The 12486-nt window shown below is 57.9% G+C and carries 9 protein-coding genes; 3 read left to right on the top strand and 6 right to left on the bottom strand.

Annotated features, from left to right (window positions below; translation table 11 throughout):
• Positions 1-143: 143 nt before the first annotated feature.
• Entirely contained in the window at positions 144-1514 is a 1371-nt protein-coding gene (locus C2E25_RS11555) for an ELWxxDGT repeat protein (RefSeq protein ID WP_103115886.1), read from the top strand.
• 363 nt (positions 1515-1877) lie between these two features.
• On the opposite strand, the gene C2E25_RS11550 is transcribed toward C2E25_RS11555, so the two are convergent.
• The 5 genes from C2E25_RS11550 to C2E25_RS11530 form a co-directional block, all read right to left on the bottom strand.
• The gene (locus C2E25_RS11550; RefSeq protein ID WP_103115885.1) at positions 1878-2627 is read right to left on the bottom strand and encodes a cytochrome c biogenesis CcdA family protein; all 750 of its coding nucleotides are present in this window, start codon (positions 2625-2627) and stop codon (positions 1878-1880) included.
• A gap of 3 nt (positions 2628-2630) precedes the next feature.
• Positions 2631-3164, bottom strand: a complete 534-nt coding sequence (locus C2E25_RS11545) for a TlpA disulfide reductase family protein (protein WP_103115884.1) — start codon at positions 3162-3164, stop codon at positions 2631-2633.
• A gap of 85 nt (positions 3165-3249) precedes the next feature.
• Complete coding sequence (locus tag C2E25_RS11540) at positions 3250-4572, bottom strand: trypsin-like peptidase domain-containing protein (RefSeq protein WP_103115883.1); 1323 nt, start codon at positions 4570-4572, stop codon at positions 3250-3252.
• Positions 4573-4650: 78 nt separating this feature from the next.
• On the bottom strand, positions 4651-5994 hold the full coding sequence (locus C2E25_RS11535; protein ID WP_103115882.1) for a sigma-54-dependent transcriptional regulator: 1344 nt from the start codon (positions 5992-5994) through the stop codon (positions 4651-4653).
• A gap of 3 nt (positions 5995-5997) precedes the next feature.
• Positions 5998-7098 (bottom strand): two-component system sensor histidine kinase NtrB, encoded by a 1101-nt coding sequence (locus tag C2E25_RS11530; protein WP_103115881.1) that lies wholly within the window; start codon positions 7096-7098, stop codon positions 5998-6000.
• A 124-nt stretch (positions 7099-7222) separates the two neighbouring features.
• Between C2E25_RS11530 and C2E25_RS11525 the strand changes: the two genes are divergently transcribed.
• Both C2E25_RS11525 and C2E25_RS11520 read left to right on the top strand, forming a co-directional pair.
• Positions 7223-8167, top strand: a complete 945-nt coding sequence (locus tag C2E25_RS11525; protein ID WP_103115880.1) for an AEC family transporter — start codon at positions 7223-7225, stop codon at positions 8165-8167.
• A 177-nt stretch (positions 8168-8344) separates the two neighbouring features.
• Positions 8345-8935, top strand: coding sequence for a 50S ribosomal protein L11 methyltransferase (locus C2E25_RS11520; RefSeq protein ID WP_103115891.1), 591 nt, complete (start codon positions 8345-8347; stop codon positions 8933-8935).
• Positions 8936-8969: 34 nt separating this feature from the next.
• Here the strand turns inward: C2E25_RS11520 and C2E25_RS11515 are convergent, their stop codons facing one another.
• A complete protein-coding gene (locus C2E25_RS11515) occupies positions 8970-12374 on the bottom strand; it encodes a PAS domain S-box protein (protein ID WP_158247231.1) in 3405 nt (1134 codons plus the stop codon).
• Positions 12375-12486 lie beyond the last annotated feature (112 nt).

Below are 12486 nucleotides of genomic sequence, written 5' to 3'. Positions count from 1 at the left end.
GAAAAGCCTACGGGTTTCGAACCCTCAAATGCCTGCAAATCGCCCTATATCACGAGCTTGGCAAGTTGCCGGAACCTGATTATCTCCACAGATTCTGCTGACGAGCCATATTTTTTTAATTCATTTCCAGCCAGGAGGTCCCCATGAAAAAGTTCTTTCAGATGATGCCAATGTTGCTTGCGGTACTGCTCTCGCTGACCCTGCAGGGCTGTGGAGACAGTGACACGACAACAACAACATCACGAGATGTCATGTTCCTCAGCTTGACCAATGGCAGCGACGGCTACGAACTGGTCAAAACCGACGGTACGGCCTCCGGAACCATGATGGTCAGTGATCTCAATCCCGGAGCGCCCAATTCAATGCCAAGAGATTTCATCAGCTATAAAGGCGAAATCTATTTTCATGCCATTGACGGCAGCAACGGCGATGAAATATGGAAAACCGATGGAACTGCGACCGGTACTGAGATGGTCAAGAACATCTGGACAGGGTACGGCAATTCGGACCCAAGGGAGTTGATTGTCTACAATGGTGAACTTTATTTCAGGGCCAGCAACGATACCGATGGCTCCGAACTCTGGAAGAGTGACGGCACCGCCGCCGGGACAGTGATGGTTAAGGACATCAAATCCATCGGTGGCTCTTCCCCTGCAAATTTCACTGTTTACAACAATCTGCTTTACTTCCGGGCCACTGACGACAGTCACGGTTATGAGCTTTGGGTGACAGACGGTACGGACACCGGGACTCACATGGTCAAAGATATTGCCAATGGCACCTTGCACGGCTACCCGATTGATATGAAGGTTTTCAACGGGCTGCTCTATTTTCGGGCCGACGACGGCATCCACGGCTATGAACTCTGGCAGAGTGACGGTACCACTGATGGCACCGTCATGACCGCCGACATCAACAACGGTAGTGCCAGTGCCAACCTGGGCAATTTCCGAACAACCGCCAACGGCCTCTATTTTACCGCAGATGACGGCAGTGGACAGGCCTTCTGGAAGCTGGATTTGAGCGGCTTCCTCAGCAGAATCTCCGCGGCCACTTTTACCGACAGCATCGCAGACGACAACGGCATCCTGTATTTTGGCGGCGAACTCAATGATGGCAGAGAACTCTGGATCAGTGACGGCACCGCCGCCGGGACCACCCAGATCATGGACATCTATCCCGGCGTGGGGACTTCCGGCGCCCCGAATTCTTCCTACCCGAGGGAGTTCACCCTCCTGAACAACCTGGTCCTGTTTACAGCCAATGACGGAACCAACGGCACTGAACTGTGGAAAACCGACGGCACGGAAGCCGGAACAGCGATGGTCAAGGACATCAACCCGGCAGGGGGTTCCTACCCCTTTGAGTTTGAGGTTCTCAACAATGAAGTTTATTTCTCCGCAAATGACGGAACCCACGGTTATGAACTCTGGAAAACCGATGGCACGGAAGCTGGAACCGTGATGGTTAGCGATTTCAACCCCGGCTCAGGCGATAGCTTTTCGGCCGATTGACAACCCATCTTTAAATCAGGGGGGAAAATACGAGCCCGGCACCAGATTGGTGCCGGGCTCATTTGTCTTCAACCTAATCACCAGCGAACCTATGGGTGCGCTTCAGATTTTTGGAAATCTCATCCAGACCAAGCACTTGCACCCTCCATCCAACAGGAACTCAGATTCAGGTTCAAATGATGATAAAAGCGGGTTACAGCCAAACCATCGGTGTCCTTAACGACTGCCTCAAACCCGTATCGGCGCCCGCAAAGGCGTCAGATGCGAGGCGTGCGACAGACTGAGGAGCGAGGCGTAGCGGAAGCTACGTCGAACGACGAAGGCCGAGCAGAACGAAGCAGGTGACGTCTTTGCGGGCGCCGATCAGCCGGTCATGGGGAGATAGCGATACAAAAACCCCGTCAACATGCTGAAAAGATCAAAGAAAAGCATCACCCCGACCACCATCAGCAGCAGACCGGTCCCAATCTCCACCAGCCGAATATGCTTGCGGAACTTGTTGAAGAAAGACAGAAAACTGTGAAACAGCAGCCCGGAAATCAGGAACGGAACACCGAGCCCCATGGAGTACATGGTCAGCAGAAAAACTCCCCGTCCGGTGCCACCGGTGGTCCCTGCCGCCATGGCGAGAATGGCGCCGAGAATCGGTCCGATACAGGGCGTCCAGCCGGCGGCGAAGGCGATGCCGACCAGGAAGGTGCCGACAAACCCTGTCGGCTTGCGCTGGATCTGCACCCGTTTTTCTCCGAGCAGAATGCCGAAGTGAAACAGACCGGTCAGGTGGATGCCGAAGAGAAAAATCAGCACCCCGCCGATTTTCTGCACCCAGAGAAGACCTTCGCGCAAATGGCTCTGGAAGGCGCTGGACGCCAGTCCGGCAATGGCGCCGAGGCTGATGAAAACAGCCGAGAAACCGAGAATAAAGACCAGCGAATGCAGCAGAATCGTCATCCGCACCTTGGCGCTGGGATGAGCCTCCTGGATCTGGCCGAAGGAGAGTCCGGTGATATACGTGATATAGGACGGAATCAGCGGCAGCACACAGGGGGAAAAGAAGGACAGAATCCCTGCCGAAAAGGCAATCCAGGTCGTAATGTCGCCACTGGAGGTCATGGGTCAGTTCCCGATCAGCTTGGAAAATTTGTCCAGCGTCTGCTTGTCGGACCAGTCACGTCCGCCGATAATATGCTCCAGCACCTTGCCGTCCTTGCCGACCACGAAGGTTTCCGGAAAGCGGAAGACACCGTAGCTGCTCTGCACATCCCCTTCGGTATCCATCAGCACCGGAAAGGTGTGCGGGTGCTTCTTCAGAAACTTCGGCAGAATTTCCTTGCCGTCTGCCTCGACATTGATGGCGAGGATTTCCAGTCCCTTCTTGTGCAGCCGCGCATAGAGCCGTTCCATGGAGGGCATCTCGGCCTTGCAGGGCGGACACCAGGTCGCCCAGAAGTTCACCAGGACAATCTTGCCGCGCAGGTCAGCCAGGCGGACACGGCCGCCGCCGACCCGTTCAAGGTCAACCGCCGGCGCCTGCTGACCGACCAGGACGGCACCTCCCGGCGCGCTTTGCGGCCGTGAGCTTCCAGCCAGAGCCCCCGCGGGCAGGCCCAGAACCATACACAGAAAAAAAGAAACCAAGACGCGCGGCATGAAAAATCCTTTCCGAATCAACAGGAACACAACCGGTCCTTTTTAGCCGTGCCCCGAACAAAAGTCAAGGCGGCAGACGGTCAGGTCAGGGCAGATCAATATAGTACCCCTGATTGCCGCGGACGACCAGAAACTGCACCGGCAGACGCCCGAACTGTTCTTTCATCACCCGCACATAATCGTCCAGATTTTTCACTTTCTCTCCGGCGACCTCGACCACCAGGTCTCCATGCCGCATACCAACCCGGTCCGCCGGTCCGTCATTGACAAGATCGGCAACCAGCAACCGCCCCTTGCGCTCTTCCACCGTGAAACCGAAGGTCTGCGAGGCATACTGCAACGCGTAGCCCGTCGGGAAGGCGGTCAGTTCAATTTCCTGCCGGTGTTCTTTCGTTCCTCGCAGATAAGTCATCTCCAGACGGTTTCCGGGGGCATACGAACTGAGGATGTTGAGCAGTTCCCCCGGGGTTTCAACCGGGACATTATCGAGAGAGAGAATCACATCCGCCAATTCCAGTCCTGCCTTGTCGGCAGGGGAACCGGGAACAATTTCTGTCACCAGCACCCCGCCGTAACCGCGAGCGGCGGCAAACCGGTCACCGGTCCGCCCGGGAATCACGCCGAGAAAACTGCGCCGCACACGACCATATTTCTTCAAATCCTCCAGTACCCGGCGAATGATATCGACGGGGATGGAAAAACCTATCCCCTGGGCCTGTTTGGCGATGGCGGTACTGATGCCGATGAGCTTGCCATCGAGATTGATCAACGGCCCACCGGAATTCCCGGGATTGATCAACGCATCGGTCTGGATGAAGACCGCCATGAAGTCCTCGCTCAGAGTCAGGGCCCGTAACGGCCCGCTGACGACTCCGGTGGTGATGGAGCTGCCGAGACCGAGAGGATTGCCGATGGCGATGACCGTCTCGCCGACCATCAGATCATCCGAGGTACCGAGGGGCAGAAAAGGATAGGCCTTGCGCCCCTGCCGGGGAATCCGCACCAGAGCCAGGTCGAGACGCTCATCCTTGCCGACCAGTTTGGCCTCGATCTCTTTGGTCCTCCCCTGCAGGGCGACAAAGATCCTCGAAGCCCGGTTGATGACATGAGCATTGGTCAAGATCAGGCCGCTGCCATCGATCAGAACTCCGGAACCAAGCGCCTGGGTGGTATAACTGCGCGGCGCGGCAAACCCGCGGAAAAACTCATCGAACAGGGAACCGCCAAAGCCGAAAAACGGCGAGCGATGACGCTCGACAATCTGCTCGGTACGAATATTTACCACCGCCGGTCCGGCCTTTTCAACGGCCGTCACAACCGGCGTCCGACGCTGGGCCTGCGAAGCGAAAACCGGGACGGTCAACAGCCCCGACAGAACGATAATCATCAGCAAACAAAACCGATACATGAAAAAAAACTCCGGAAAACTTGATTGTCCGCAGTCCGCAGCCCGCACCGGGCCTTGAGACAACCACCATCTCACATCTTATTTAATCCCGAACTTCTCCATCCGGTACAAAAGGACATGCCGGGGGATACTGAGGAAACGGGCCGCCCGCGACTGGTTTCCCCCGCATCGCTCAAGGGCCAGCATCACCGCTTCCTTTTCCAGCTGTTCGAGGGGATAGCCCTCCTCCGGCAACTGCAGCACGTTTCCCGATACAGGGCTGTCAGGCCGGAGAATGGCGGGAGGGAGGTCATCGACTCCGAGACTCTCCCCACGCCGCAGGACCAACATCCGCTCGATGCTGTTTTCAAGCTCCCTGACATTGCCGGGCCAACGGTACGCCCTGAACCGATCGAGAACTTCGGGATCGATATCAACCTCCTGGCCGCCGGCATAGCGCGCGACAAAGTGTCTTGCCAGCAGGGCGATATCTTCCGGCCTCCGTCGCAGAGCGGGCAACTGGATCGGAATCACGGCCAGGCGGTAATAGAGATCCTCCCGAAAACGGCCTTCGGCAATAGCTGTCTGCAGGTCGAGGTTGGTGGCGGCGATCACCCGCACATCGATTTTGCGCGCCACACCGCCGACCGGTTCGACTTCCATTTCCTGCAACACCCGCAACAGCTTCGGCTGCAGATCAAGAGGCAGGTCGCCAACCTCATCCAGAAAGATGGTCCCGCCGTCGGCCTGGATGAATTTCCCCTGACGATCCTTGACCGCGCCGGTAAAGGCCCCTTTCAGATGGCCGAAAAGTTCACTTTCCAGCAGTTCAGAAGGAATGGCGGCGCAGTTGACCGGAATGAAAGGCTCATGAGCCCGACCACTCCCCTGATGGATGGCGCGGGCGACCAGTTCCTTGCCGGTGCCGCTTTCGCCCAGCAGCAGGACGCTCGCCTCACTGGCGGCGACCCGGGAAATCATCCGCTTGACCTCCTGCATCGACTCGGAAACACCGATCAGGCTGTCCAGCGCATGCTGGCCGCGCAACTCTTCGCGCAACCGGCGGTTGTCCTTTTCCAGGCCGCGGAAGGTAAGCGCCCGTTCCACACAGAGCAACAGGGCATCACGGGAGAAAGGTTTGGTGAGATAGTCATGCGCTCCGGCGCGCATCGCTTCCACCGCCTTCTCCACCGTACCGAAGGCAGTCACCATGATCACCATGGTTTCCGGGGCCTCGGCGCGGATCGCGGCCAGCAGATCGTCGCCGGAAATGCCGGGCATCTGCACATCGCTGATCACCAGGGTCGGCTGCAGCTTGCGAAACAATTCCAACCCGCGATGACCGTCCTCGGCGGTGGCAACCCGATAACCGGCCTGGGAAAGCTGAAATTCAATGACCCGCCGGAGGGAATCATCATCATCAACAACCAGGATCTGTGACATCGCCTACTCCATCGATTCGGAACAGGGCAGAGAAAGAGTAAAGGTCGCGCCCTGCCCCGGTTCACTGTTGACATCAATCCGGCCGCCATGACCACGGACAATACGACCGGAAATTGCCAGGCCGAGACCGGTCCCCTCATGCCGGGTGGTGAAAAAAGGATCGAAAATCCGGTTCTGCATTTCCGCGGAAATCCCCTGGCCACTGTCGCTGACGGCAATAAAAAGCTGATTACCCTTCTGCCCGGTTGTCACCCGAAGTATACCGCCGTCCGGCATCGCCTGCATCGCATTGAGGACCAGGTTGAGCAGCGCCTGCTTCAACTGTTCGGCATTCCCCCGGCAGCAGGGGATGCTCGCCTTGTCCACCTGCAGCTCGGTTCGGCTTTTCTGCAGCATCCGCCCGGACAGGGCGAGAACCTCGTCAACCATCTGGTTCAGATCAACCCGGCCCGCCTCGATTTTACCCGGACGGGCAAAATCGAGGAAATCCTGCACCACCTGGTTCAGGCGGTCAACTTCCTTGATCAGGATAGCGGCAAATTCCTGATGGGGACTGTCAGCCGGGATACCATCACGCAGAATTTCGGCCGTGCCGCGAATCGATCCGAGGGGGTTGCGGATTTCATGAGCCAGCCCGGCGGAGAGTTCACCCAACGCCGAAAGTCGGTCGGCACGACGCAACTGTTCTTCAACTTCCAGCAGTTGATCGGCCTGCTCACGCAACCGGGAATAGCTTTCTTCAAGCCGTTCAGCCGTTTTGCGGTAACGCATCGACTGGGCCTGTTCACGGGCACTGAGAACACCGGTCAGCAGGCCGATGGCATTATAGAGCAGGATTTCCAGGTACTGCTCCAGGTTGGTTGCCGGATGGTGCCCCCACTGGAAAATCACGTGGGGAGCGTACAGAATGGAAATCAGCAACGAGGTGGCGACTCCGCCGCGAATCGCGTACCAGATTCCACCCAGCACGATCGGCAGGTAATAGAGCCTACGGTAGATGTCGTGAAACTCGTCGAGACTGGTATTGGTCGTATAGTGCAGGGCGGTGACCGCCCCAACCAGAACAAACAAGACGCAAAGTCGCAGCAGATGATTGGCACGCATGATCGGATTGTTCCCGATGAACCGCTAAAGTGCAAGTATTTTCGGCCCGTTTGCCAAAAATTCGGCGGCAAAAGATGTGGACCTGCCACCCGCCTCCGGGTTATATTGCGCCGCGGAGCGCCTCATGCAACTGTTCATCGATATCATAAATATTGTCCTGCCGGTCTTCCTGGTCATCGCCCTCGGTTTCTTCCTGCGCCGCATCGAACTCATCGATGCGCCGTTCCTCGCCACCGTCAATCGGCTGGTCTATTACGTCTGCCTGCCGCTGCTGCTCTTCTATAAAATCGGTACGGCTGACTTTTTCGCCAACTTCAATCCGATCCTGGTCCTCGGCTGCATGGTGGTGGCGGTGGTGCTGTTTTGCGTCACTTACCTCGCCGGCGGCATCATCGGACTGCCGGCGGCGGCCCGTGGTGTATTCAGCCAGGGAGCCTGCCGCGGCAATCTCGCCTACATGGGGCTGGCGATGGTCCTCAACGCTTATGGTGAAAACGGCCTGACCCGGGCCGGAATCCTGATGGGCTTCCTGGTCCCGCTTTACAACCTCGGCTCCATCACCGTCCTCACCCTGCCGCACCGCAACAATGGCGGGGGACTCAGCCTGAAATCCTGGCTGAAACAGATCCTGCTCAACCCGTTGATTATCGCTTCCGCGGCCGGTATTCTCTGGAGCCTGGCAGAACTGCCCCTGCCGCGGCTGTTCGTCAGCACCCTGCACATCGCGACCGGCATGACCCTTCCCCTGGCGCTGATGGCCATCGGCGGATCCTTTTCCCTGCGGCGCCTGCGCGGTGACATCCGCCTGGCGAGCATGGCCGGTCTGGTCAAGTTGCTGCTGATGCCGGCGCTCACCGCCCTGGTGCTGATTTCCCTGGGGATCCGCGGACTTGACCTGGCCGTCGGCCTGCTCTTATCAGGAGCCCCGGCCGCCACCGCCAACTTCATCATGGCCGCAGAGTTGAAGGGAGATGCGGAGCTGGCCGGCACCATTGTCATGCACACCACCCTGCTGTCAATGCTCAGCTACACCCTGATGCTGATCATCCTGCACGCCTGCGGCCTGTAGCAACCGGCTGATGAAAAACATCCATCTGCGGCGTTGTCCCTGCTCCGCATCAACGACCTACCTTCCGATACGCCTTATGGCGCGGGGCTGCGGACACCCGGCATCCGGATATTTTTGCTCAACCCGGGGAGCCCGATGTTTTCACTCTCCGGCCAGAAACTCGAAAAGGGATCAACTATGACTAGTGATCAATTTGAAATCGGGAATCTTTTTCGCATTGTCAAACCCGGCCTTCCCGCCCCGGAGGACCGGCGTATCAAGCTGATCATCGACAAGGGAGCCTTCGGGTCGGGTGAACACGAAACCACGGCCAGCTGCCTCGAAATGATGGAACGGATGCCCGAAATCAAGGGCAGTCGGCTGCTCGATCTCGGCAGTGGAACCGGCATCCTGGCCATCGGCGCGCTGAAACTCGGTGCCGACGATGCGGTCTGCGTCGACATCAGTCCGGATGCGATACGAACCTGTGAGCATAACTGTGCCCTCAACGACCTGCGGACCCGGGTCCGCCTCGTGACCGGCACGCTTGCGAGTCTCAAGGGTGAAGTTTTCGACCTGGTGGTGGCCAATATCTACGGCGACCTGCTGCTCGATCTCGCCGACCAACTGGTGGCAGGTGTCAGGTCCGGAGGACACCTGCTGCTGTCGGGAATCCTCTGGGAATACAACTTCGATGTCCGCCAGGCCTATCAACGACTCGGCTGCGAACTGGTTGAAAACAGGATGCTGCAAGAATTTTCCACCCTGAGACTTAAACGCGGGAATTGACAGTCGGCTGAAGAATCCGGGGCAGCGCGATCCACTATCCGGATTTGCTGCTGTCAAGCAGCCTGCGGATACCGCCGAGGAGTTCAAGGGGCGCAACCGGCTTGAAAATAATATCTACCTCTCCTTCTTCAATCCCGTGGTCCTCCAGTGCGTCGAACGTATAACCACTGGTAAAGAGGATTCTGACTTCGGGATCATTTTTGCGGATTTCCTGGAAAAGTTCCAGCCCCGTCATCCGCGGCATGATGATATCGGTCAAAACCAGGTCAATTTCACGTTCCCGCTGCCGGTAAAGATCCAGAGCTTCCCGGCCATCCACGGCAACCAGAACCTTGTAGCCGACCTCTTCCAGGACCGCCCTGGAAACCTGCCGCACGGCATCGTCATCTTCAACCACCAGTATCAACTCGGAACCACCGGCCGGCAGCAACCGGACCGTCTCTTCCGCCGCCGTCCCGACATGCTCGGTCAACGGCAGGTAAATACTGAAGACCGTTCCTTTGCCCGGCTTGCTTTCAACCCGGATATGCCCGTGATGCTGCTTGATAATCCCGTAGCTGATGGAGAGCCCGAGACCGGTCCCGCGACCCACCTGCTTGGTGGTGAAAAAGGGGTCGAAGATCCGATCAACGATCTCTTCCGGAATCCCCTCTCCGTTATCTGAAACCGTCAGTCGTACATAATTGCCGGGCGCGCCGAAGCCCTGCTGCCGGACAAAAGACTCATCGATGACAAGAGCTTCACTGCGAATTTCCAATCGCCCGCCGGACGGCATGGCATCCCTGGCATTGGTCGCCATATTGACCAGCACCTGCTCCAGTTGCGGCTGATCGGCAAGAACCATCAGCTTCTCTTCACAGAGCCGCGTGGCAAACTCAATGGTCTCGGGCAGCACCCGTCGGAGCATGGTTTCGATGCCGCAAATCGCCTGGTTGATATCGACCGCTTTCGGTTTGGCTACCTGCTTGCGGCTGTAGGTCAACAGTGAATAGGTCAGGTTGGCGGCTTTCTCCGTCGTATCGAGTATCTGGTTGACGATCACGCCCATCTCGCTGTCACGGGCCAACTTCAACTGCAGAATGCTGGCATACCCCATGATGGCGGTAAGAATATTATTGAAATCATGAGCAATGCCACCCGTCAGGGTCCCCAGGGCCTCGACCTTCTGGGCATGACGCAGCTGTTCCTGCAGTTTCTGGTGCTCGGTGATGTCGAGAATCGCGCCGACAATACCGTAGGGGGTTCCATCTTCACGCATGATGACCGCTTTGTGAATGATCACTCCGTGGCGACAGCCGTCGGCATAGCGGACTTCGGTGTGGTAGACCTGGGTCTCTCCGGACCGCAGCAATTCCAGATCGGCCTCTTCATAGACCCGTGCCAGGTCTTCCGGGGCGATGTCGTACATGTTCTTGCCGACGATTGCCGATTTCGGCAGAGCAAGGATGTCGCGGGCGAAGTAATCATTGCAGCCCTGGTAAATCAGCTCGGTGTCCTTGTAATAGATGGGAATCGGAATCGTGTCGATCAGGCGCTGCATCAGGGCGTCATGCTGGCGCAGGGTCATCTCCGTCTGGCGGCGGGAAATGCCGATGGCAAGGATATCGGCTGCGCCGGAGAGAAAGGCCTCCGACAACACATCCCGCGGCCGACCGGTCGGCAGGTAGACCGTCAGAACTCCGAGCAGTTCGTCGCCGGCCAGCAGGGGCAGGACATTCTGGTCCTGTTTCGGGTTGTTCAGCAGGCGGGCAAAGGGTTCCCCAAGCTGTTCGCCAAAATAGGCACGGCGTTCAGCGGCAACCTTGCCGCAGAGACATTCGCCGAACCGGACCCGGGTGCAGACATCGCGTTGTTCCACCGTGAAATGATAGTCAGCGGCCAAAAACATTTCCCGACCGTCACCGGCACAGAGAAAAATTCCCCCCTGGGGCAACAGGCCGAGCCAGGGCGCGAGAACAATCTGCCGCAATGACTGCTGCAGAAACTCCTGCTGGGAGATCGGCTCCAGCGCCAGCCGCAGCAAAGCGTTGCGAATTTCCTCTTCGCTCGCCTTGCGCTCCAGCAATTCGGCCTGTTGTCGTTCGGCGGTGATATCGTGACCGATGCTGAGAATCTCCCGCACCTGTCCGGTATCATCTTCGATGATCTTGTTGGTCCAGGCGATCCAGACCCGGCTGCCGTCACGGCAGAGATTCTGATTGACGTTATAGCGGTAGTCCTCGGGACGCAGCAGCAGCTGTTCCAGCATGCGTTTGAGGTTTCGTCCCGAATCATCTGTCACCGGGACGAAGGTTTCCCAGGCCGGGCGGCCGAGAACCTCCTTGCGGTCAAAGCCGAGCAACCGTTCGGCAAATTCATTGAAAAAGGTGACCCGTCCCTGCGGGTCGAGGCGCAGGATCACGCTGTTGGCGTTTTCAACCAGTTCCCGGTAGCGGCTTTCACTACGGGCCAGGGCCTCTTCAGCACGCCTGCGCTCCTGTTCCCGGGCAAAAACCCCGAGGGCATAGGAGGTATTCTGAGCCATCTCCTCGAACAGTCCGAGCGTGCCCCCGTGAAAATAGCCGGACGTCCCGGCATAGACAACCAGAATCCCTTCCATCTCGTCGCCTCGCCGCGACAAGGGGAACGCCGCCAGGGAAAAGAGTCGGTAATGCTTCAGGATGTCCCGCCAGGGAAGAAATCCCGGTTCTTCGAGCAGGCTGTCGATCACCAGCGGTCGGTTTTCAATCGATGTCAGGTTGCCCGCGACAGGCTCGGAACAATCGATATCGAAAAAAAAATCATGGATGGCCGCCAGGGCCTCTCCCGCCCAGGCCAGAGGTTCTATCCGGGTTGAGCCGTTCTGACGGAAACCGATCCAGGCCAGGGGAATCTCTTCCTGACCGGCCGCGATTTCACAGATCGTCTGCAGCAGGGTATCCTCATCACGGGCGTGCAGCAGGGCATGATTGACACGGGACAGAACGGCATAGAGATTCTTCAGCCGCAGCAGCTCCCGCGAGGCCTCCTCATGAGCGGTGATATCCCGCCCTTCGGCAATCAGGTAACCGACCTCCCCGTTGGAATCGAAGACCGGATTGAGGGAGAAATCGATGTAATGACGCTGACCCTGACGGTCGACATGACTGGTTTCAAAACGAACGAATTTCCCCTGGCAGGCAATCCGGATTCCTTCCCGCAGTCGTTGTTGTTCTGCCGGGGAATGGGACCACCAGGGGGTTTCAACGAAAGGAAGACCGACCACGTCGGCGAGTTCGACACCGACAAGCCTCAAGGCCGAGGAATTGGCGTCGGTGAGAATACCGTCACAACTTATCGTTCCGGAGAGTTGAAAGGTACCGTTGAACAGGGCATGATAACGACGTTCTTTTTCTTCGAGTTCCCGAAGCCGCTGCTGAAGGTCGGGAGAAACAGACTCTGACGGCGGAGTCGAACTCAACGGATTCCCTCTGCTTCGAAAACCTGTCGTCGGCACCGGGCACGACAGGTCGAATGACACCCGGAGACTCCGGGCAGGGGCCAGCTGACATCGTGGTCCCTGCCAATATCCG

The organism is Geothermobacter hydrogeniphilus, from assembly GCF_002898515.1.
Lineage (GTDB): Bacteria > Desulfobacterota > Desulfuromonadia > Desulfuromonadales > Geothermobacteraceae > Geothermobacter_A.
The sequence above is the reverse complement of the archived record's forward strand: the minus strand, read 5'-3'. Positions and strand labels throughout refer to the sequence as shown.